The 21,452-nt window shown below is 49.0% G+C and carries 21 protein-coding genes; 2 read left to right on the forward strand and 19 right to left on the reverse strand.

Annotation, left to right across the window (positions count from 1 at the left end; genetic code table 11):
• Positions 1 to 227: 227 nt before the first annotated feature.
• The gene (locus ACJJI6_RS06420) at positions 228 to 1,085 is read right to left on the reverse strand and encodes a LysR family transcriptional regulator (RefSeq protein ID WP_475712867.1); all 858 of its coding nucleotides are present in this window, start codon (positions 1,083 to 1,085) and stop codon (positions 228 to 230) included.
• Positions 1,086 to 1,194: 109 nt separating this feature from the next.
• On the opposite strand from ACJJI6_RS06420, the gene ACJJI6_RS06425 reads away from it, so the two are divergent.
• Both ACJJI6_RS06425 and ACJJI6_RS06430 read left to right on the forward strand, forming a co-directional pair.
• Positions 1,195 to 2,283, forward strand: a complete 1,089-nt coding sequence (locus ACJJI6_RS06425) for an alkene reductase (protein ID WP_475712868.1) — start codon at positions 1,195 to 1,197, stop codon at positions 2,281 to 2,283.
• 59 nt (positions 2,284 to 2,342) lie between these two features.
• Entirely contained in the window at positions 2,343 to 3,221 is an 879-nt protein-coding gene (locus ACJJI6_RS06430; RefSeq protein ID WP_475712869.1) for an SDR family oxidoreductase, read from the forward strand.
• Positions 3,222 to 3,334: 113 nt separating this feature from the next.
• Here ACJJI6_RS06430 and ACJJI6_RS06435 read toward each other — a convergent pair whose 3' ends face one another.
• From ACJJI6_RS06435 to cobO, 18 genes are all read right to left on the reverse strand, one after another.
• The gene (locus ACJJI6_RS06435; RefSeq protein ID WP_475712870.1) at positions 3,335 to 3,670 is read right to left on the reverse strand and encodes a DUF6488 family protein; all 336 of its coding nucleotides are present in this window, start codon (positions 3,668 to 3,670) and stop codon (positions 3,335 to 3,337) included.
• 46 nt (positions 3,671 to 3,716) lie between these two features.
• A complete protein-coding gene (locus tag ACJJI6_RS06440) occupies positions 3,717 to 4,265 on the reverse strand; it encodes a hypothetical protein (protein ID WP_475712871.1) in 549 nt (182 codons plus the stop codon).
• 64 nt (positions 4,266 to 4,329) lie between these two features.
• Positions 4,330 to 5,025: a HupE/UreJ family protein gene (locus tag ACJJI6_RS06445; RefSeq protein ID WP_475712872.1), complete on the reverse strand. Its 696-nt coding sequence runs from the start codon at positions 5,023 to 5,025 to the stop codon at positions 4,330 to 4,332.
• Positions 5,026 to 5,087: 62 nt separating this feature from the next.
• Entirely contained in the window at positions 5,088 to 8,243 is a 3,156-nt protein-coding gene (locus tag ACJJI6_RS06450) for an efflux RND transporter permease subunit (RefSeq protein ID WP_475712873.1), read from the reverse strand.
• 9 nt (positions 8,244 to 8,252) lie between these two features.
• Positions 8,253 to 9,482, reverse strand: a complete 1,230-nt coding sequence (locus ACJJI6_RS06455) for an efflux RND transporter periplasmic adaptor subunit (RefSeq protein ID WP_475712874.1) — start codon at positions 9,480 to 9,482, stop codon at positions 8,253 to 8,255.
• Positions 9,479 to 10,792 (reverse strand): TolC family protein, encoded by a 1,314-nt coding sequence (locus ACJJI6_RS06460; RefSeq protein WP_475712875.1) that lies wholly within the window; start codon positions 10,790 to 10,792, stop codon positions 9,479 to 9,481. Before ACJJI6_RS06460 ends, ACJJI6_RS06455 begins: the two co-directional genes overlap by 4 nt.
• Positions 10,793 to 10,802: 10 nt before the next feature.
• Positions 10,803 to 11,756 carry a M56 family metallopeptidase gene (locus ACJJI6_RS06465; protein ID WP_475712876.1) on the reverse strand — a complete coding sequence of 318 codons (954 nt, stop codon included), beginning with the start codon at positions 11,754 to 11,756 and terminating at the stop codon, positions 10,803 to 10,805.
• The gene (locus ACJJI6_RS06470; RefSeq protein WP_475712877.1) at positions 11,756 to 12,139 is read right to left on the reverse strand and encodes a BlaI/MecI/CopY family transcriptional regulator; all 384 of its coding nucleotides are present in this window, start codon (positions 12,137 to 12,139) and stop codon (positions 11,756 to 11,758) included. Before ACJJI6_RS06470 ends, ACJJI6_RS06465 begins: the two co-directional genes overlap by 1 nt.
• A 577-nt stretch (positions 12,140 to 12,716) precedes the next feature.
• Entirely contained in the window at positions 12,717 to 13,214 is a 498-nt protein-coding gene (locus ACJJI6_RS06475) for a hypothetical protein (RefSeq protein ID WP_475712878.1), read from the reverse strand.
• Positions 13,215 to 13,303: 89 nt separating this feature from the next.
• Complete coding sequence (locus ACJJI6_RS06480; protein WP_475712879.1) at positions 13,304 to 14,197, reverse strand: cobalamin-binding protein; 894 nt, start codon at positions 14,195 to 14,197, stop codon at positions 13,304 to 13,306.
• A gap of 30 nt (positions 14,198 to 14,227) precedes the next feature.
• Positions 14,228 to 15,061 (reverse strand): adenosylcobinamide-GDP ribazoletransferase, encoded by an 834-nt coding sequence (cobS, locus tag ACJJI6_RS06485; RefSeq protein ID WP_475712880.1) that lies wholly within the window; start codon positions 15,059 to 15,061, stop codon positions 14,228 to 14,230.
• Positions 15,045 to 15,650 (reverse strand): histidine phosphatase family protein, encoded by a 606-nt coding sequence (locus ACJJI6_RS06490; protein WP_475712881.1) that lies wholly within the window; start codon positions 15,648 to 15,650, stop codon positions 15,045 to 15,047. The genes cobS and ACJJI6_RS06490 overlap by 17 nt, the downstream gene beginning before the upstream one ends.
• Positions 15,640 to 16,686 carry a nicotinate-nucleotide--dimethylbenzimidazole phosphoribosyltransferase gene (cobT, locus tag ACJJI6_RS06495; protein WP_475712882.1) on the reverse strand — a complete coding sequence of 349 codons (1,047 nt, stop codon included), beginning with the start codon at positions 16,684 to 16,686 and terminating at the stop codon, positions 15,640 to 15,642. The genes ACJJI6_RS06490 and cobT overlap by 11 nt, the downstream gene beginning before the upstream one ends.
• Positions 16,687 to 16,974: 288 nt before the next feature.
• The gene (cobU, locus tag ACJJI6_RS06500) at positions 16,975 to 17,523 is read right to left on the reverse strand and encodes a bifunctional adenosylcobinamide kinase/adenosylcobinamide-phosphate guanylyltransferase (protein WP_475712883.1); all 549 of its coding nucleotides are present in this window, start codon (positions 17,521 to 17,523) and stop codon (positions 16,975 to 16,977) included.
• Positions 17,516 to 18,298, reverse strand: coding sequence for a heme ABC transporter ATP-binding protein (locus ACJJI6_RS06505; RefSeq protein WP_475712884.1), 783 nt, complete (start codon positions 18,296 to 18,298; stop codon positions 17,516 to 17,518). Before ACJJI6_RS06505 ends, cobU begins: the two co-directional genes overlap by 8 nt.
• Positions 18,298 to 19,320: a FecCD family ABC transporter permease gene (locus ACJJI6_RS06510; RefSeq protein WP_475712885.1), complete on the reverse strand. Its 1,023-nt coding sequence runs from the start codon at positions 19,318 to 19,320 to the stop codon at positions 18,298 to 18,300. The genes ACJJI6_RS06505 and ACJJI6_RS06510 overlap by 1 nt, the downstream gene beginning before the upstream one ends.
• Entirely contained in the window at positions 19,317 to 20,825 is a 1,509-nt protein-coding gene (locus ACJJI6_RS06515) for a cobyric acid synthase (protein WP_475712886.1), read from the reverse strand. Before ACJJI6_RS06515 ends, ACJJI6_RS06510 begins: the two co-directional genes overlap by 4 nt.
• Before the next feature lie 12 nt (positions 20,826 to 20,837).
• On the reverse strand, positions 20,838 to 21,452 hold the full coding sequence (cobO, locus tag ACJJI6_RS06520) for a cob(I)yrinic acid a,c-diamide adenosyltransferase (RefSeq protein WP_475712887.1): 615 nt from the start codon (positions 21,450 to 21,452) through the stop codon (positions 20,838 to 20,840).

A 21,452-nucleotide genomic window follows, 5' to 3' on the forward strand; every position in this document is an offset into this window, starting at 1 on the left:
TATTGATGGAAATAACGCTAAAAATGTAGATGTTCAGACCTGATATGATAAGCCTCGGTTACTCAGAAAACTTCATTTTAGGTCTGAACTGTTTCAACCAGCTCACATTAATTTATCAACATATTTTTTAAAGTAGACATCTTATTTGAAGAACAATTTCTCCACTCAATTTTGTAAGATGGCTTTAATCCCCTTATAGTTGTAAATGTATTAAAAATATACCAACCTTAAAAAGAGTCCCAAAATCTACCAGCAATTGGTCCCAAAGAGCGTTCTCTATTACGAATAATACATAAATCAAAACTGCTAAATGCTTCAATCCCCTCAACACTAATAGGGACAAGCAAACCTCGCTCCAGTTCACTCTTTATGAAGTGCCTTGGTATTCGACCCCAACCAAGTCCAGCAAGGGTCAGCTCTTTTTTTGTGTGGTAGTCATTAACAAACCATCTGCGCCCAACTTCCAGCAAGTTGATATTTCCCTTATTTTCTGAGCGGCCCGTATCCCTCACAACAATTTGGGGTAGTTGTGCAGCTTCCAATTGTGAAATTTTATCGCCAGGAAAAACATCAGGAGCCACAACATTAACTAATTCGACCTGCCCTATTTTCTTCCACTCATGCTTACTCTCAACGCCGAACAAAGTAGCAAATGCCAGATCAGCTTCATTGTCATCTATGCGCTCCATTACGCCAGACAGTAGTTCAGTGCTAATACTAAAATCCGTATTAGGAAAAGACAGCACTATAGGTTTGATCTGTTCCAGAAGTGGGCTTAGCTCGACAATACCACTAATGACCACAGTAAACTTGGGTTCTATTCCCGCACCAAGCTGGTGCGCCATTACAGAGAGTTGCTCGAGACTTTGCATAACTCTCTTGGTCTGCTGATAAAAAGCCTGCCCCTGTTTTGTGAGGTTCGGTCTATAGCTATCCCTATCAAATAAGGGAAAGCCAAATTCTTCTTCAAGCTTCTTAACCGCATTACTAATCGTCGGCTGGGTTTTGAAAATCGCCTTGGCCGCTCCACGAAAGCTTCCCTGCTCCACGACGGCAATAAACATCTTCAGCTGCTCTTGGGTCATATCAATACTCGATTCATAAAATCTATCATTTTGATCCAAATATACCATTATTACTTTATCGCGAGTATGGCTAATCTGCGTCCTGTCGAAACAAGCAGAGTCAACAGAAATGACTAAAAAAAGCAGTGACCCGAGCCTTTTTTCCCACGGAAAGCTCGGCCATATGGAAACTGATAGCCGTATCATTATGGCTGCCTTAACACGTGCAAGGATCGGTCGAGATGGCGTACCAACAGACGTTAACGCCAAGTATTACGCCCAGCGTGCCAGTGCGGCGATGATTATCTCGGAAGCTACCGCGATCTCAGCCCAAGGGCTTGGATGGGTGAATACCCCAGGCATTTTTACGGAAGAGCAAATCACGGGCTGGAAAAAGGTTACCGATGCTGTACATCGTCAGGGAGGAAAAATTTTTATCCAACTCTGGCACATGGGCCGAGAAGTACATCCAGACCTTATCGGCGGTCAAGCGCCTGTTGCTCCCTCGGCAATTGCAGCTGAAGGTGAAGCACATACTTATGAGGGAAAGAAGCCCTATGCAGTTCCGAAGGCTCTAACATGTGATGAGATTCAAAGTATTATCGCGGATTATAAGCAGGCAGCTAAGAATGCGCTTATAGCCGGCTTTGATGGGGTTGAACTTCACGCTGCAGGGCCTTACCTTCCGGCTCAGTTTCTTCACGACAGCACCAATCATCGTACAGATGCCTACGGCGGCAGTATAGAAAACAGAGCTCGCTTCATCTTCGAAGTAACTTCTGCATTATGTGAGGTCTGGGGATCAAATAGAGTTGGAATCAAGCTATCTCCGGAAATCAGCTTGACGGACAGTAATGCTCAAAAAACCTATCTATATGTTGTCAACCAACTGAACAGATATAACCTTGCCTATCTACAGATGATGGAACGGGCCTGGGATAGAGAAAACCAACCAAACATTGACCACACCCAGCTACGCAAAACCTATAAAGGTCTGTACGTAGCCAATGGAATGTATGATCTTAAATCCGCAAACAATGCCATTGCCGATGGCTCTGCCGATTACATTTCATTTGGCCGTTTATTTATATCCAATCCGGACCTCGTAGAGCGCCTCGCAAATAATGGCCCCTTTAACAAAGAGGATATGTCTTCATTTTTCGCTGGCGATGAGCGCGGGTATTTGGACTACCCCTCATTAGTAACACAAAACTCTTAACTTACACATATATCAATTTCACTATTACGGAGTTATTCAGAGGCTCCTTAGGAATAATCATGGAAAAAATCTTAATTACCGGCAGTACCGGAAACAACGGCAAAGCCGTTCTTAAAAACTTTGCAAACACCAATATACCTGTCAGGGCCCTACTTCGGGATCTTTCTAGAGCTCCAATCGTAGCTGACAATATCAGCTATGTAATAGGAGACTATGAGAATGAATTTTCACTACTGGAAGCTATGCAAGGTATCGAGACTGCCTTTTTGGTTACAGCATTCGAACCTTCATTTACTAATAAGCATGCCGCTTCTATTCGTGTAGCGGAGCAAGCTGGCGTAAAGCATATTGTACAAATCTCCGGCTTAGGTGCTGATAAGGATTCACCAATTGACATAGCTAGATGGTTGGGAGAGGCAGAAGAGCATCTTATCGAATCAACGTTAAACTGGACAATTCTTCAGCCCGCCAGTTTTAACAGCAATTTCTTTGCCTCTGCAGAAGAAATTGCTCACCAAAACACAATTAGCGCTCCATTTGGCTCTGCACCGGGGGCAGCTATTGTTACTGTTGACCATCAGGATATCGGTGATGTAGCAGCCAAAATACTAATAGAACCGGGTGAGCATATCGGTAAGAAGTATATTCTTACTGGAGCAGAAAAATTAACTTATACAAATATATCAAATATATTATCTGAAGTCCTGCAGAGGAAGATAACCTATCAACCTATTAGTGATGAAGCAGCAAGGTCAGCATTATTAAACTTGGGGGTTTCAGAGAGAGCTGCCGATGCGTTGGCACAGCTTTGGCCTGTAACCCGCGAGTGGGGGCACACGATTGAGCTTTCCAATCACGTAGAGCAACTTCTGGACAGAAAACCAACTTTGCTCAAGACATTCTTTGAAAGCGCAGCTAGCCAGTTCATTAGAAAATAGGTCTAAATGTAGAGCTATAATTACCCTGATAGCCGCACTGGGCATATCAGAGTTATAGGTCATGTTCCTGCGCCGATGCCTACAGACAGAAGCGCAGGAACATTACTGATTTTTTAACGATCAGTCACTTTAAAAGAAAGAAAGTACCCTTCCGTTGATAAAAACACTTTCAGTATTTTATCCAGACCCCCATCCTTGCCCTGAGTGCTAACAACCCACTGTCGCTGGTTGTCAACACGTTGCATGGCTGCATTGAGCGGCTTGTCAGCCCAGGATTTGTTGAGCTTACCCTCTTTGATTAGGCGAGCTACTTCCTGGCTGGCGATACCCTTGGCTTCTACCATGGATACAGTGGCAAAATTGTCTCTCTCATGGTCACCATGGGCGAAAGCAAGATTTGCGAAGCCTAAGGTAACTGATACGCAGATGACTCGAATAAGTTTGTTCATAATACTCTCTTTCTTCTCAGTTTTAGCGAATGTTAATAAAAAGGCGTTACTGTTTGAGTCCAATAACCTCGTAGAACCCCTTTGTTTTTAGAGTGATCTTCACAGATTCCTGACCGTTATTCTTCCAATACCAGCCATGGGAACCATCAAAAGGCGTGGTGAGAGAGCCACTCATTTTATTTGCGGTAGCAATAGCAAAGCTCTCAAAGTAGCCGGTAGTATCGCCTGTGGGTTCGCCGTGAAAATCAAAGTAAAGTTCACCACTCTCCGTCACCCACTCATATTCCAAATGACCATATTTATCCAATTGAAATTTGTATTCAATTCCACGGCCAGCGGGCACTTCAATAGTTGTAGTGTCAGTCCGATAAGCAAAGGTCTGCTCACCACGCTGCACTATTTCCGGCACAGCAATTTCCTGCTCTTGACTGTTTAATTCAGTCAGCCCCAGTGCACTGCCGATTCCGATGGGGTCTATATTGTATTCAGCTGGCAGGATCACCGTGGTCAACATAATGGCTGCAAGTACGCCAGCAGCAAGTGTGGATTTAATCAGCGTTTGTGCAGACTGCACTGGCATTTCAGTTGTATTCATTCTGTAAGCTCTAAATCTGAGTTCTTTCTGTTCAATAAACTTGTAAAAGCCACTTTCTGGCTATCTAACCTACGAAGTAGCCTGTCATCTGGTAACCCACCAACATCAGTCCACCACTCATTAGTAAGGTATTTGTCATAGTGGAAAAGCGCAGGAAACTGTCAAAGCGACGCCAATAATTGATGGCGAGAAGAATAAACAGCAACGCAGCAAACTGACCAATTTCTACTCCGACATTAAAGGCCAGGATATTCTCCACCAACCCATCGCTGGACAGCTCGAATTCCTGTAATTTGGTTGCCAAACCAAAACCGTGGAAGAGTCCAAAAATCAGTACGGCAGCCTTGGTATTAGGCTGAAAGCCAAAAACCCGCTTGAAGCCGCCGAGATTATCGAAGCCTTTATAGACAATGGATAATCCAATAATGGCATCGATCAAATAGGCATTCACATGGGTGTCGTTTAGCACTCCAAATAAAAGGGTCAAGCTATGACCGAGCGTAAAGAAGCTTACGTAGATGAGAACATCTTTTGATCGATATAAAAAGAAAATGACTCCCACCAGGAACAGCAGATGGTCATAGCCAGTCACCATATGCTTGGCGCCAATATATAGAAAGGGAATAATAGATACCCCTTCGTTGCCGGCAAGAAAAGTCTTGGTAGCATCGTCCACTCCATGGGCAAATAGTGGCATAGATATCACCATACCTGCTATCAGCGCCATCAAACCGAAAACTGTTTTTAAACTATTGTGCAACGTTACTATCTCCCGTTATTAAAGTTCTAAATTCTTGTGAACCAAAGCGTACACAGGCCCAGTTAACTGGCTCCAGCCAGAGCCACTTCAGGGTTATCTTGTAAGCTTTCCGACTTGGCATTCCTGCCATGTAAAATTCTGTAGAGTGCCGGCAACACTAAAAGTGTCAGGATTGTTGATGAGACAATACCGCCAATAACCACCGTAGCCAGTGGGCGCTGTACCTCAGAGCCAATACCAGTATTCAGGGCCATGGGCACAAAACCGAGTGAGGCAACCAGTGCGGTACTAATGACCGGACGTAATCGGATCAGGGCGCCCTCAATAATGGCATTTTCTATGCTGTAACCTTGGTCACGCAGGTCCCGAATAAAGGAAACCATCACCAGGCCGTTAAGGATGGCAATCCCGGAAAGTGCGATAAAACCAACGGCTGCGGAAATGGAGAACGGGATATCCCGCAACATTAAAGAGAGCACACCGCCGGTTAATGCGAGGGGTATACCGGTAAAGATAATTGCCGCATCTTTTATGGAGCGAAGCGCCAGCAGGAGAAGCCCCATAATCAACACAAGAGTCAGCGGCACTACAATCGATAAGCGTTCAGTAGCAGACTGTAGCGCTTGATAAGTTCCGCCGTATTCAACCCAGTAACCGGGTGGTATTTCCACTTTCTCGGAAACGGACTGCTGCACATCAGCAACAAAGCTACCCAAGTCCCTACCCCGCACATTGGCCGTTACCACTACCCTGCGTTTACCGTTCTCGCGGAAAACCTGATTGATACCGGCAGTGAGTTCCAAGCTGGCAATTTCCTCCAGGGGCACATAGTTGCCATTGGATCGATGAATCGGCAGTTTCTTTAGCGCATCCAAATCCTGGCGCAATACCTCTGGCAAACGCACAACAATATCGGTGCGGCGGTCCCCTTCATAAAAGCGGCCAGCAACCGTACCTCCCAGGGCGGTTGCCAGCTGCTCCTGTACCTGGCTAATGGCCAGCCCATACTGTGTTAGCGCGGCCTGGTCAGGAACAATGGCGAGAACCGGTAAACCGCTGGTTTGCTCCATCTGTATATCAGCAACGCCTTCTACACTGCCGATAGCCGCTTCAATTTCACTGCCCAAACGCTCTAATTGCTCGAAGTCATCGCCAAAGACTTTGATCGCCAATTCCGCGCGTACCCCCGCTAAAAGCTCGTTAAAGCGCATCTGGATTGGCTGGAGAAATTCATAGCGGTTGCCGGGAATTGGTTCTACCAGCTTTGCCAGCTCTTCTACCAATTGCTCTTTCGGCTTATCCGGATCTGGCCACTGAGACCTGGGTTTCAGGATAATAAAGTTATCGGCAACACTTGGGGGAACGGCATCGGTAGCCACTTCCGCAGTACCAATTTTGGCGAATACACGCTCCACTTCGGGCAACTCTTTAATCCGCTCCTCCAGGGATTTTTGCAGTGCAATCGCTTGTTCCAGGGATGTGCCGGGAATACGCAAGGCGTGCATGGCAATATCGCCTTCATCCAGATTCGGCACAAATTCTCTACCCATTCTGCTTGCCGTATAGCCGGAAACCAACACCAGTAGCGCAGCAATAGCGACAACCATGCCACGCTGGCGCAGTGCAAACTCCAAGGCCGGGCGATAAATTCTATTCAGCTTCTCAAGTGCAGGATTTTTCTTTTCGATCACCGGTTTGCGGAATAGCAGCGCTATGCCGGCTGGCACCAAAGTGATGGAAAGAAACATCGCAGAAAGCAGCGCAATCACCACGGTTATAGCCATTGGATGGAACATCTTGCCCTCCACTCCAGTCAGGGCAAAAATGGGTAAATACACTGCTGTGATAACGAACACACCAAACATGGCCGGGCGAATCACTTCCCGCGTCGATTGGAATACCAGGGTAATCCGTTCATTTAGATCTAACTGGCCACGCTCGCGGGCGGATTCGCTGAGGCGTCGCAGACAGTTCTCGACAATAATGATGCCCCCATCCACCAACAGGCCAAAGTCCAGCGCCCCCAGACTCATCAGGTTTGCACTTACGCGGGCCTGAACCATGCCGGTGATGGTCATTAACATGGCTACCGGAATTACCAGCGCAGTGAGAATTGCTGCTCGAACATTGCCCAACAGCAGGAAAAGAACCGCGATAACCAACAGCGCACCTTCCATAAGATTGGTTTGTACAGTGCGCAATGTCTGGTCAACCAGACCGGTACGATCATAAACCGCAGTCAATGTGATACCTGGTGGTAGACTCTGTTTGATATCCTCTAACTTTTCACCAACTGCACCTGCAACGGTGCGACTATTTTCGCCAACCAGCATGAAAACGGTGCTCATCACCACTTCCCTGCCGTTCTGAGTAGCCGCCCCGGTGCGCATTTCGCGCCCCTCTTCGATCTTGGCCAAGTCGCCAAGGCGAACAGCAACGCCATTCACTTCCGCTACCAGGAAATCCTTCAGTGTCTCTAACGAGCTTGCCTGCCCCGGAACCCGCAACAACCACTGGGCGCCACTGTGTTCAATAAAGCCTACACCGCGGTTACGATTGTTCTCCTCGATCGAGAGATTCAGGTCTTCCTGGGTCAGGCCAAATGCCAGCAGTTTCTCTGGCTCTATAGCAATCAGAATTTCTCTCTTGAATCCGCCAATCGGATTGACTTCCACCACACCTGGTACACGCAATAACTGCGGGCGCACAATCCAGTCATGCACCGAACGCAAGTCTTTAGGTGTTACCGCACTGCCATCAGCATTGGTAGCTCCGGGTTCGGAGTCCACTGTAAACATAAAGATTTCGCCAAGACCTGTGGCGATGGGTCCAAGCTCCGGCTCCAAACCAGCAGGCAGTGCACCACGTACACTAGTGAGCCGTTCATTCACTAACTGGCGGGCAAAATAAATATCGGTGCCATCTTCAAAAATCACCGTAACTTGGGACAACCCATACCGCGAAACGGAACGTGTATAAGCAAGGCTCGGCAATCCAGCCATTGCATTTTCCACAGGGTATGTAACCCGTTGCTCAACTTCTTTAGGGGTATACCCCGGTGCCTCCGTATTAATAACCACCTGGATATTAGTGATATCCGGTACCGCATCAATGGGCAGCCGGGTGAAATTCCAAATGCCCAAACCGCACAGTAGTAGCACAAGGGCAATAACCAGCCCGCGATTTTGAATTGAGGTTCTTATCAAGTACTCAAGCATGTCGAACCCTCAGTGATCGTGGGATGCACCGGACTTTTCAATGTCCGCTTTAATGATGTAGCTGTTACCGGTGACATATTCGATTCCCGGTCGAATCCCCCCCAGCACTTCAACCCAGTCGCCTGCTTCACGCCCCAGCTCCAACATGCGCACTTCATATTGATCGCCCACCTTGGCATAAACGACAGTAAAATCGCGGAACGCTTGTAAACCGGAACGCTTGACGGCGAGAGGCACCTCATATTCAGCAACTTGGATATCGCCGCTTACAAAAGAACCTGGTGCGAGGCCTGAGGGAATATCTTGCAGTGACACTCGAACGGCAGTGGCCTGGTTGGGCTTCATCAAAGTATCAATTTGTTTCACTACCCCGAGCAGAGGAGTTTCCAGGGACTTGATATTTACGGAAACGGGCGTGCCCTGGCGAATCTGGGGGCGTGTCGAGGGAAAAACATCCAGCTCTGCTAACAAAGCAGCATCATCGGCAACCGTTAATAAAACTCGACCTGCGGTCTGTTCGCCAGGGTTTACATTGCGCTGGACTACTACACCGGCAATTGGGGATTGAATAGTGTAGGTGTTTAGGTTTTGATTGCTGTTAATGGTAATTAGGGGTTGCCCTTTTTTAACGCGCTCCCCCAACCCCACCTGCACAGTTTCTACAAAGCCATCGAAACGCGCACTAATTTCACGTACCTGCTCTGGATCTACAATAAGCCTGCCATAAGCGCGGCTGGTCTCACTCATCATTGCGGGGCCGACGGTTTCCGTATCAATTTCCATGGATTCAGCAATACCGGATTCGATACGGGTTCGCCCCTCAAAATTATCGTATTGCCAACGGTATTCGTGCCCCTGGTACTTGGCTGTTAGAGTCACAACAAATGAGTGGGGCTCATAGATCACCATATCGCCACGCAGATAATTCCCCTCAGGCCTGAACTCGATGTGATCCTCTCCATCTCCAAGCCTTGTAAGAACCACTTTAAGATCAACCTGCCGAGGATTAACCAGCTCTCCATCGTTACTCACCCAAACCCGAAACTCCGGAGGAACACCAGTTTCATAAATACTTAGCTCAACGGCAAAATCACCTTCTCTCAACATGCGCCCACGATTGGGCCCTTTTTCCGGTTCTGCCTCTGCGACAGCTCCGGCCGCATACACACTGCCGCTGCCACTTAGGAACAAGGAAAGTAAAGCACCGAATATCAGGCTGGAAAAAACTGCGGATCTCATATCTCGCTCTCGCTTATCTGTGCCAATGACAGGCCGGTAAGTTTTTCAATTTCAATCAGGCTAAGGTGTGCGTTGTACTGCGCCTGGAGCAGTGAAAGCTGCGCATCGCTAAGCCCCTGTTGGGCTAGAGCCAACTCCGAGTAGTTATAGCGGCCACGTCGATAGGCTTTTTGCGTAGCGATGAGCGCTTTATCAAAACTGGGAATCATCTTTTCATTCAAGGCGGTAGCTACGTGCCGGTGATGCTGTAGCCTTTGGGTCATCACAAAGAGCTGTGTATCCAACTCAATCTCTTTCGCATTTCTTTCTGCTCGGAAACGATTTTGTTCCGCCCTCAAAGCAGATACCTTGCCGCGATTACGGTCACCCTTACCTAGTGGGATTGCGAACCCTGCCACCAACCCATAATCTCCGCTCGCTTCGTTGCGACGAATTCCCGTATCAATCCTCCACTGAATACCAGCTTCTGCACGTGCCAAATCAATTTCCGCCTGCGCCACGCGCTCGCGGCTCATGAATATTTCCAAATTTGGGTTGCTCGCCACCAAGCTTCGCAATCTAGATAAATCAACTTCTGGAAGGACACTGGAAAGAGAACCAGCCACCGCACGAAAACTGGGCTCTCTGGAGCCCCACTGGGCAGCTAATTGATATCTGGCAATATCCAACTCGTGCTCGACATCTTCCACAGCTAAGAGTCGACGCTGTAAGTCGACTTCCGCCCGAAAAGCATCGGCTTCATTCGTTCTGCCAACACTAACCTGACGATTAATTTCAGCGGTCATATTGCGAGCCAGGTCGACAGCTGTTTTAGCAATTTTCAGGCGTTCCTGGTGCGCCAGGACCTGGAAAAAGTAACGCGCAGTATTAGCGGCAACTTCTAACTCAAGAACCTGCTTTTCGGCCTCAATCACGGAAGTCTTACTGCGTGTAGCCAATACACGTTTTTCTGCGAGATCACCCTGTAATAGCCAACTGATGCCTACTGTTACCTGGGAACTGCCGTTGCCATCGCTGTCCTTTTCCTCCCCCACCCCCTCGGCGGCAACACTAAGCTCCGGGCGTGGTCCAAGCTTGGCGTGCTTGGATAAAGCATCCACAGCCTCAAACTGATATCGGTAACCCGCCAGTTCAGGGTGATTTTGCAAGCTTTTAAGAATTGCCTGTTCATAAGTAAGTCCCGATAACTCCTCGCCCTGTTCTGCCCTAAGGGGTCCACTTAATACGACTAAAAAGAACACGGCTCCGGCCAAAAAAAACCGATTGACGATCGGTTTTTTGGTTATGACTAAACGCAGACAATTAAACACTTCGGCTTCCTTAGTGGGAGAAAAGGGTTTCGACGGTGTGGTGGAGCGCGTCCACCGAAACAAGGCAAGTGCCTGTAAGAGCCACAAACATTCCAGCTAATAACAAGGGGGGTAAGCTGCGCCCCTTATCATCAGACAGCAAGTAACGAATACGAGCATCCAATTGGTCAAGAGCGAAATAACAGACCATTGCTGAACTTCTCTCTTTGGGATGCAACCCATTGGAGATACGGGTTACTTTAAGTAGGGTTTGGGCGATAAAAGTCTCACTCCACCCCTGCCTATGGACATAAGCATCTGCACGCTGCTCCATACACAGCGCCATCTGCCGATTCAGGTAATTCCCCAAACGCGTAGGGAAAAAGCTGGCAAATAAAGCGAATATTAATTTCTTCAGCGGATCAAATTTTTGCGCATGGGCTTCCTCATGCAGGCGCACCACCTCAAACTCTTCCGCTGTTAACTGGTCTCGCAGACCGCTGGTATAAAACCCTTGCGGACGGAGCAGACCACTGGTGAAAGCCTGGGGCCCCTTTGCCTGGATAATACTCTGGTCAGACTTATCCCTTTCGCAAAGTTGCATTAACAAACGGAGCTGCGCCAAATGGCGATGAACTCGTTTAAAACTTTGAAACGCCAAAAAACCGCTAAAGAAAAGAAACGCAATAGTAAAAACACCGTGCCAACTGTAGAGGTTAAAAGCATTGATATGGTGCCAGTGCGCCAGTGATGCAACGCCTCCCAAAAGGCTGGGGAAAGCCAGGATTACAGCGGCCGTGGAAGCCGCGAACCACGGCAGCAATACCGCACTCCACAGCAGTAAACGCCGGCTACTGACAGACAAGTTAAGTGAATGCCGGGAAACGGAAAGGCAGGCAGCTGATACCAGTAAAATACCGACAAACAGGCCAAGCGCTGCAATAGTCAGCAGGTTTAGCCAGAGTGCAACCTGCCCCAAAATCATTAGCGATCACCCTGCTGGCGCTTTATCTTCTGGCTTTCGATCAACTGCTCCAGTTGCTCTAATTGACTTTCGTTCAGCTCCGATGAGATGGAGGTAAACGCGGCTACCAGCCCGTTCTCATCATCAACGAACTCACGAGTAACATCTTGAATCAGCTGCCCGACAAACTCGTAGCGTTCCACTGCCGGGCTGTATTGGAATGCATGCCCCTGCTTCTCTCGAGACAGCAAACCTTTCTTATAAAGGCGGTCAAGTGTGCTCTGGATGGTGTTAAGAGAACCTCCACGGGCCCTGCTCAAGTCCGAGTGGACCTGTTTGGCATCCGCAGATTTTCTATCCCAGAGGTATTGGAGCACCTGTTTCTCAAGATCGCCAAGTCGCATAGACCATTATTCCAGAGGTTAAAACTGTTCTTTGAATGATGGTAGAGCGGCAAAAACCGATCGTCAATAGGTTTTTTGCATTTCAGCCTACTTCGACTGTGGGATGGGTTTTGTTCCAGGCTCCAAGGATACCTACCCAAGAAAATAGCCGTTTTCTTAACTTCAATACCGCAAGCTAGATAACGATACGAATAATTTAGACACCTTGGAAATACCGCCAGCATTTGGCAATGAAATTAAGGGGCCATTTGACTTGAACTCAACATTAATACAGCTAGGGGCGGCTTTACCATTGACGAGCCCTGATCTACCAAAAAGTGATTTTTTCACTACTCACTGATCGTGTAAGTAACAGGCGAGAGATCCAGCGACCATCTCTGTGGCTGACTCTTCAGCAATTCCTTATCATGGATATATCTTCCAGTTTCGGATACTACCGATAAACACAAGAACGATGATAGCTTTCAATTATAAAGAAGAATCGTTGGACTTTACGACATTAAACACACCCGGACCCACCAAAATTTGAACACTAAGAAAATTGAGATTTATCAGACTGTATCAATTACATTGCCGACTACCTGTCACCGTCTAAAGTTCCAGATTCTGTTTTATCTCTATTGCTGAGTACTTGTTGCTTTACACATCTAACTGACACCAAAAGCATAGCGATGGCTCCAATAAATGTAGTGGCTGCCATTGACAACTCTAGAGCAATCAACGTTAAAGAAATGACACTTATCGATAACAGCTTTAAATTTTTGATATGGAATTGAAGATAATCTTGCCTCAGAAGATCTTCAATTAAAAACAACATGAGAACCGCCAAACCAAAAGCAATTACTATAAATTCAAAGCTTCCTGTCGACACCCCTCGATAAAACGATATATAACATAACAAGCCAGTAACTGGGATAGCTGCAACACTTTGTATTGTATAATAGTCTGCGGAAGCCAGCCTCCAGAAGGTTGACCACTGACTACTTTCATCTTGTTCAAGTATGGTTAGTTTAATCACCAAATATGGGACTGCAAGCAGCCCTCCGACAAAGAGAATAACAAAAAATATCACCATAAAAATATCTAGCCAGCAAATTCAATTTCGATAGTTGATCTACAAAATAATACGCTGCGACTGAGTCTTCCTGCTGATAAGCAGAAAAACTAACCGCTTTTTCTCACCCGATTCAAATCATCACAAACCATCTCCATACCATCCAGCACCCGAAAAGTATGTCGCTGAATGATATCCGGTGGTACATGAAACAGGTTTCCCTCTTTAACTGCATTAATTCTTGGGTATGCTTCCCAGGCATCCAACCAATCTGGCCGCTCTTCTCCCATGCCGCTGGCGATAATTACTCTCGGGTCTCTATCGAGTACAGACTCAATGCTAATCTTCGGTGCTAATACCAATGCATCGGCAAATATATTACGGCCGCCACAGGTTTGAATAACATCGCTAATCAGGTGGTCGCCATTAAGTGTTTGCAGAGGCTCATTCCAAACCTGATAAAAAACACTGACTGAATCCAGGTCCTTGTGGCTATGCTGTATTTGATTCAGTCGCTCAAGCCACTTTCCGGCAGATTTATCTGCATAGTCACTTGTGCCTGCAAGTTTACCGAAGCGCTTTACATTCACAGCGATATCTTCAAGAGTGTGAGATTCAGATACGAAAACTGTAAAACCGAGATCCTCCAGTTTATTAATCATCTGATCGCCATTTCCCGACCCCCAGGCAACAATCAAGTCAGGATTTAGCAATAGTAAACTTTCATAGTTTACCGCTTTATAGTTACCTATCTCCGGTAATTGCTTGGCTTGCTCGGGGTAGTCACTGTAGCTTACCGCAGCAATTAGCTTATCCCCTGCCCCGGCACTGTAAAAGTTCTCCACGATATTTGGCGCTAGCGCAACAATACGCTCTGCTGGTGCAGGCAGTTCAACCCATTGGCCACGGGCATCTTTTACCCGCACGGAATCATCCGCCCAAGTATTACTCACCAATAACAGATTCAAGGCTAAAACAACACGGACAATACTGCTTCGAGACATCTCTTTAACTCGACTATAACTAAGGAGCTTCTAAACAGCCCCGTAATTCACATTGGCAACCACTGCCACCCATAATATCAGTATCGACAATTCACTTATCTCAACCAAACCGCCTAAACAATCGCCGGTATAACCACCAATAGTCTTATCCCACAGGCGATGCCAGAATAAAACCAGGGCAAACAAACTACAGACGATGCCAATGGCAATGGGTCTTGGCGCCGCTAAACATCCAATAGCAACTACGATTGCAACTACCGGCAATAGGTCCCATCGGCGCTCGGAGCCAGAGGGCGGTACATGGCCTTCAACACGTGCGTATTGTGAAATTCCCATTAAAGCCAGGGCCGAAGCCCTGGCTAGCATAGGTGAGATCACCAACGGCAGATAGACCCAAGCATCTTTTGTTACCGGGTTTATTAGCTCTAGCAGGGCTGTAATTGCAGCAAATTTCATCAGTAGAAAAACAACAACAGCCGCTACCGCAATAGAACCGCAGTGGGGATCGTGCATTATCCTCAAAATATGCTGACGTTGCTCTTCAGGATCGGCACACTTATGTCCAGCAAAGTAGGCATCAGTACAGTCAGCAAGGCCGTCGAGGTGTAGTGCACCTGTCAGGACCACCCAGAAACCCAATAGTATTGCAGCTTGCAACTGGGCACCTAAAGGAGCCAGAAGGTAGGCGGCCCCGGATAACAGTACACCAATCACCACTCCAACCAGGGGGTAAAAATATATCGACCGCTTCACCGTTTCCTTGTCCACCTCCCGAAGCAAACCCGCCACCGGCAGCCGGGTAAGAAATACCAGCGCATACAGAAATGCTTGGGATAGGTTGTACAACTTACGGGCAATAAACATAAGCTGACTGCTCTGGGTAGGAAACGGTAAAGGTCTTATTGTCCGAGTCGTATCTCAGCGATGCGGCAAACCCGTAGTTAACTTGCAGTGAAATCATTTTCACTGGGAGCCAGTTATTCGCATACGCGAGCAACAACTTGATAACGCCACCGTGAGTAACGAGCAGCAGGGACTCTCCCGAGTATTGCTGGGCTAGATTATCAATAGCTTGAAGAACTCTGGATCGAAATACGGGAAAGGGCTCACCTCCCGGCGGTGCGTGCTTTTCTGGGTCACGCCCCCAGGCTTCACACAGTGCTCGTTGCTCAGTCCAGATCTTATCGACTGACTGCCCCTCCCAGTCCCCGAAACCAATTTCCCGGATATCAGGAACTTCAGTTATCGGCAGTTTTTTCTCTCGGGCAAGCTGAGCCGCAAAGCGTTGGCAGCGTTGTAAGGGTGAAGTAACAATCCGGTCCCAGGAGTCATCGAGCTCGGTAAGCCCTCGCAACATCTGCTCCCTACCCTCACTGGTTAGAGGCACATCGATCTGACCGCGAAAAATATTTCCACCTTTGCAGGCACCGTGTCGTAAAAGATCAATCCGCAACTGGCACTCCTGCCTCACTGAAAGTAAACATTTTGTTATGCAGGTTCAGCGCTTGCTTGATAATACTGATGGCCAACACTGCACCTGTGCCTTCGCCAAGGCGCATATTGAAGCTCAGCAATGGCTTCACCCCCAGGCACTCGAGGGCCAGTTTGTGACCAGACTCGTCAGAGAGATGGGCGTAGAGCAACCAGGGTTTCACCGACGGATTAATAGCGCCGGCAATAGCTGCCGCAGCAGTCGCCATAAAACCATCAACCAATACAGGGACACCTCGCTGGGCACTGGCGACAAACGCTCCCGTTAAGGCTGCAATCTCAAAACCACCAAAAGTTTGCAAAATAGCAAGTGGCGAACCCAGCGCTGCCCGGTGCTGCTCCAAGGCAAATTCGATCAGTTCCACCTTGCGGGCGAGCACTGCATCGTCGATACCTGTTCCCCGCCCCGTAATGATGCCAACCTCTAGTTCAAAAAGGGCGGCAAACATGGCAGCGGCGGAAGTGGTATTGCCAATACCCATATCTCCGCCAATAAAACAATCTGCATCGGTAGACTGGCGGCAACCGGCATCAAGAGCAAGAGCCAGCTGCGCTTGGGTCATAGCGGGATTACCTTGGGAGAAGTCCGCAGTAGAGGGAGCTATAACTTCATCAATCAGGTCGGGGTGTTCAGCGGGGACCACACAACCCAGATTAATTGCGGCAAAGTCAGCATTCTGCTCGCGGCTCAACACATTAATAGCCGCCCCACCCTCGCAAAATAGTTTCAGCATTACAGAAGTGACGGCCTGAGGAAATCGGGAAGTTCCCTGGACTGCAATACCGTGATCAGCACCGAATACGCGCACCGACAATTTATTCAGTTGGGGTTGCTCCCTCCCCTGGAATCCGGCGAAATCTACGGCAATACTCTCGAGCCGACCGAGTGCGCCTTGCGGCTTAATCAATTGCTTCTGGCGGACAATCGCGGCATTGCGCGCACTCTGGTCCGGGGTTGGTGCAGGCTTATCGAGCCAACTGAGTTCATATGTCATCATTATCAGTCTCAGGTGATTCTTTAGGAGCCTATGAATAAACTCCGTGATACCTCTGGCATGCAGAGCGGTTCACAATCAAGGCGCGGCTTCGCAGGAATGTCTAGACCTTTCAAGAAGTCGCAACGCGGAGTGTAAATCGCTCTGCAAGCCCCGAAGGGCGGGCCTTGAAAGCCGCACCCGCTGCGTTGCAGCTCTTGCAAAGGGCTACGGCCATTCGCGGCGAGCTGCGCCTAACATCTGCAGCTTTCAAGACTCGCAGAGGCATTACGGAGTTATTCAGAGGCTCCTTTACTTTACAGCGAGCGGCAAACCAGCAATTGCCAAGGTGACGCTATCAGCTCGCTCGGCTAATGCCTGATGCAGCCAACCTGCCGCATCCACAAATTCCCGCGATAACTGCCCAAGGGGCACAATACCCGAACCGACTTCATTACTGACAAAAACCCAAGGTGGGGTATTACCGTTAGCGAGAGTACGCCTCTGATCGATACATTGCAGAAGCGCCTCTTGCTCACGCTCCCAAACGCCCTGATGAAGACAGTTGCTCAACCACAAAGTGAGGCAGTCCACCAGTACACAGTGGGACTCAGGAGCGGTAACCAAAGCCTCTGCCAGTGCAATAGGTTCTTCCAGGGTCTGCCAGCGATGATCCCGGTCTTCCCGATGTCGAGCAATACGGGTAGACATTTCTTGATCGCCAGCCGTAGCCGTTGCCAGGTAGATAAGTCCACCATCGCTACTGCTATTTAGCCACTGCTCCGCGCGCTGTTGCGCAAGCCGGCTTTTTCCACTGCGTGCGCCTCCTAGTACCAGATGCACACCACTGGCACTAAACATCGGCAATCACCAGGGATTTACCGGTTACCGGGTGTGGCATCACCGTGACACTGTAGCCGTAAAGCTGCTGCATTTTCTCCGCAGTCAATACATCCTCCGGATTTCCGTAGGCCATACTGCGCCCCTGCTTTAAGGCGAGGATTCTGTCGCTATAGCCGCTGGCATGGGCCAGATCATGGACCGTCATTACCACAGCTACGCCACTTCGCGCGAAGTCTCTTACCGCTCTCATCATTCCATATTGGTGTGCAATATCCAGGCTGGCAGCGGGCTCATCTAATAAGAGGAGCCGCTCTCCACCATCCTCTGCCCGCCAGATCTGGGCCATCACTCGAGCCAATTGCAAGCGCTGCTGCTCGCCGCCAGATAATGTTGGGTACAGGCGCTCAGACAAATGACTAACATCCAGCGCTGCCATGGCTTCCAGGCAGATTTCTCGGTCCCGGTCAGTGCCAGTGGAATGCGGAGTTCGACTGAGGGCGACCAATTCCAGCCCGGTAAAGGCAAATGTCAGTGGGTTATTTTGCGGCAGGACGGCAACTTGCCTGGCTCGATTGCAGGCGGACAACTTTGAAAAAGAGCGGCCTTTAAAGTGGACCTGCCCGGAATCCATCCTGACTTCACCGCAAAGGGCACGCAGCAGAGTCGACTTACCGGCGCCATTGGGGCCAATCACACAAACCAGCTCGCCGACATCTACCTTCAGGTTGATATCTTGCAACAGCGGCCGATTATCGACACTAACCGCAACTCCCTCCACCTGTAGCAGAGCCATTAAATTGCCCCCCTGCTTTTACGCAACAAGGAAACAAAGAAAGGCACTCCAATTAGTGCGGTGATCAGCCCTACCGGGATCTCCACCGGGGCAATAATGGTTCGCGCCAGGGTATCGGAAACCAGCAATAAACTGGCTCCAGCCAGGGCAGAAAGCGGCAACAGTTGCCGGTGATCAGGTCCTACCCATAAACGCACTATATGGGGCACTACCAGCCCCACAAAAGCAATACTGCCGGCTACAGCAACCGAAGTGCCCACTCCCGCCGCAACAAGCACTATCAAACGGGTTTTTACCCGCTCTACATCAATACCGAGGTGCCGCGCCTGGGATTCTCCCAATAAAAGAACATTTAGTGAGGTGCCGAAGCGGGACATACTGGCAAGCAAAGCGCCCAGCACGGCCAAAACCAGAAAAGCGCGAGGATAGCTCGCTGCATCCAGCCCTCCCATAAGCCACAGGCTCATACGGCGCAAGGTGTCATTATCAGCAAAGTACTCCATTAGCCCGATCAGGCTTGCGGAAAAAGCGGTAACGGCAATCCCCATTAGCAACATGGTGGCCACGGAAGTGCCATTAATACTTTTCGCCACTTTGTAGACCAGTGTCACCGCTAAAAGGCCGCTGCAAAAAGCAGCTATGGATACAACGGGCAAACTCCCAAACGCAGCGGCAACCTCCGCTCCTAGCAGGATGGCCAAACAAGCACCGAGAGAAGCCCCTGCGGTAACACCAATCAGGGATGGGTCAGCTAGAGGGTTTCGAAATAAGCCTTGCAACATTGCCCCGCAGATGGCGAGCACAGCACCCACTCCAGCCGCCAACAGCGCCCTTGGCAATCGTATTGCCTGAACAATCTCCCCAGCGAGTCCACCATCGCCCTGGCCACTGATCGCGGCAAATAGTTGTGAGGGTGAGAGATACACTGCACCTATAGCAACGGCAGCAGAAAAACTCAGGGCAAGTGCTGTGGGCAGTAACCACCAGGCAATATTTAATGCTTTGATACGGGCAACAGTCACTGAGTATCCTCTTGCAGCATTGCCGTCTCCCTGGTTCCCTCAAATTGCTCGAGCCAGTTTCCCTGGATATTCTCGGCAATAGTCTCAGCCAGCCTGTCCAATTGTTGCTGTCGCTGTTTACCTATATCCAGCGGCATAGAGTCTTTCAACCCACCCCAGGCAAAAAGTGCGCTCAGCGCTTCGGGTGAATCGAACAGCCCATGCACGTAGGTCGCGAATATCTGTCCATCAGCACTTATTGCACCATCAGGCCTGGAATTTCCGTCTTTATCACAGATATATACTGCCGGAGTTTGCAGAGCTACACCTTCGGTTATACCACAGTGGATTTCATAGCCCTGAACAGGAGTAGCTTCTTTTACTTCATTTTCCAAAGCTAAAAAGCCGGTAACATTTTTCAGTGCTTTGACTGGTTGCAAGCGAGTTGTGTAATCCAGATAACCCAAGCCCGGTTCGTTACCCGACGTATCCTCTACCCCATCCGGGTCCTGCACCTCGCTACCCAGCATTTGCAAACCACCGCAAATACCCACGAGTTTGCCGCCGTAGCGCAGATGCCGATCCAACTGTGCAGGCCAATCGTTTTCTTTTAAGTAGGCCAAGTCTGCCCGTACATTTTTACTGCCGGGAAGAATAATCCAGTCGCATTGTGGGACTGGTTCACGGACACTGACAAATTGCAGATCGATATCCGGATGCAATCTTAGCGCATCAAAATCTGTATGATTGCTTATGCGCGGCAATACCGGCACTACCACTTTCAATCGAGCATCAGCACCGCTCTGTTGGATACTAATGGCATCCTCCGCGTCAAGGTAGAGATCATGGAGATAAGGTAAGACTCCGAGAACTGGCTTGCCGGTATACTCTTCTAACCAGTCGAGCCCCGGCTGAAGTAATTGCAGATCGCCACGAAAGCGGTTGATCACAAAACCGACGACACGCTCTCGTTCTGAGGAAGACAGCAATTCGAGGGTGCCTACCAAGTGGGCGAACACACCTCCGCGGTCGATATCGGCAATCAGTATAACCGGGCAATCAACGGCCTCGGCAAAGCCCATATTGGCAATATCGTTTTCCCGCAGGTTAATTTCTGCCGGGCTACCTGCCCCTTCAACTAACACCAGCTCATATTGATCATCGAGCCGTGCGAAGGAGTCCAGCACTGCATTTTGCGCGGTGGCTTTATAGTGGTGGTAATCCAGCGCCTGCATATTCCCCAGAACTTTACCCTGGATAATAACCTGAGCCCCGGTATCTGAAGCGGGCTTAAGTAACACCGGGTTCATATCGCTGTGGGGGTCGATCCCACAGGCCTGGGCCTGCAACGCTTGTGCCCGCCCTATCTCACCACCATCCACCGTTACGGCACTATTGAGTGCCATGTTTTGCGGCTTAAAAGGTGCGACACTGACTCCGCGCTGGGAAAAGTAACGAGCGAGCCCGGCCACCAAAGTACTCTTGCCGGCATCGGAAGTCGTGCCCTGAACCATCAACACGGACATAGTGAAAACAACCTAGTAATCTACGCCTTTGCGGGCTTTGATGCCCGCTTTAAAAGCGTGCTTAACATCTTTCACTTCAGATACCGTATCCACTAGCTCTTGTAGTGCACTACCACCACCTCGACCAGTCACCACCAAACTCTGTTCCTGTGGCCGCTGGGCTAGAGTCTCCAATACTTTGGACTCATCCAGGTATTTGTATGCGAGCATATAAGTGAGCTCGTCCAACACCACTAAGTCATAGGTGGTATCGGTGAGCATTTTTTCTGCCTCTGCCCAGGTTCTCTCTGCAGCAGCAATATCCCTGGTGCGATCCTGAGTATTCCAGGTAAAGCCAGTGCCCATTTGATAGAGAGTAACTTCCGGGCAATGGTTTGTAAGGAAAAGCTCTTCCCCAGATTGCTGTGCGCCTTTAATAAATTGCACAACGCCCACTTTCTGCCCGTAACCCAGTGCGCGTATGACCATGCCGAAAGCTGAGCTCGACTTCCCTTTGCCATTTCCAGTGAGAAGGACAGCAACTCCACGCTGGATATCGGCTGCTGCAATGTTGGCATCAACCTTCTCCTTGTGTTTTTGCATTGCCTGCTTGTGCTTGGCATTTCGTTTTTGCTCGTCTTCCGACAT

Source organism: Microbulbifer maximicatervae (SeqCode) (assembly GCF_056232625.1).

Coding starts and splice junctions, on each gene's coding strand:
- ACJJI6_RS06420 (WP_475712867.1), bottom strand. CDS start 1,085: ATGACCCAAGAGCAGCTGAAGATGTTTATTGCCGTCGTGGAGCAGGGA.
- ACJJI6_RS06425 (WP_475712868.1), top strand. CDS start 1,195: ATGACTAAAAAAAGCAGTGACCCGAGCCTTTTTTCCCACGGAAAGCTC.
- ACJJI6_RS06430 (WP_475712869.1), top strand. CDS start 2,343: ATGGAAAAAATCTTAATTACCGGCAGTACCGGAAACAACGGCAAAGCC.
- ACJJI6_RS06435 (WP_475712870.1), bottom strand. CDS start 3,670: ATGAACAAACTTATTCGAGTCATCTGCGTATCAGTTACCTTAGGCTTC.
- ACJJI6_RS06440 (WP_475712871.1), bottom strand. CDS start 4,265: ATGAATACAACTGAAATGCCAGTGCAGTCTGCACAAACGCTGATTAAA.
- ACJJI6_RS06450 (WP_475712873.1), bottom strand. CDS start 8,243: ATGCTTGAGTACTTGATAAGAACCTCAATTCAAAATCGCGGGCTGGTT.
- ACJJI6_RS06455 (WP_475712874.1), bottom strand. CDS start 9,482: ATGAGATCCGCAGTTTTTTCCAGCCTGATATTCGGTGCTTTACTTTCC.
- ACJJI6_RS06465 (WP_475712876.1), bottom strand. CDS start 11,756: ATGATTTTGGGGCAGGTTGCACTCTGGCTAAACCTGCTGACTATTGCA.
- ACJJI6_RS06470 (WP_475712877.1), bottom strand. CDS start 12,139: ATGCGACTTGGCGATCTTGAGAAACAGGTGCTCCAATACCTCTGGGAT.
- ACJJI6_RS06475 (WP_475712878.1), bottom strand. CDS start 13,214: ATGGTGATATTTTTTGTTATTCTCTTTGTCGGAGGGCTGCTTGCAGTC.
- ACJJI6_RS06480 (WP_475712879.1), bottom strand. CDS start 14,197: ATGTCTCGAAGCAGTATTGTCCGTGTTGTTTTAGCCTTGAATCTGTTA.
- cobS (WP_475712880.1), bottom strand. CDS start 15,061: ATGTTTATTGCCCGTAAGTTGTACAACCTATCCCAAGCATTTCTGTAT.
- cobT (WP_475712882.1), bottom strand. CDS start 16,686: ATGATGACATATGAACTCAGTTGGCTCGATAAGCCTGCACCAACCCCG.
- cobU (WP_475712883.1), bottom strand. CDS start 17,523: ATGTTTAGTGCCAGTGGTGTGCATCTGGTACTAGGAGGCGCACGCAGT.
- ACJJI6_RS06505 (WP_475712884.1), bottom strand. CDS start 18,298: ATGGCTCTGCTACAGGTGGAGGGAGTTGCGGTTAGTGTCGATAATCGG.
- ACJJI6_RS06515 (WP_475712886.1), bottom strand. CDS start 20,825: ATGTCCGTGTTGATGGTTCAGGGCACGACTTCCGATGCCGGCAAGAGT.
- cobO (WP_475712887.1), bottom strand. CDS start 21,452: ATGTCGGAAGACGAGCAAAAACGAAATGCCAAGCACAAGCAGGCAATG.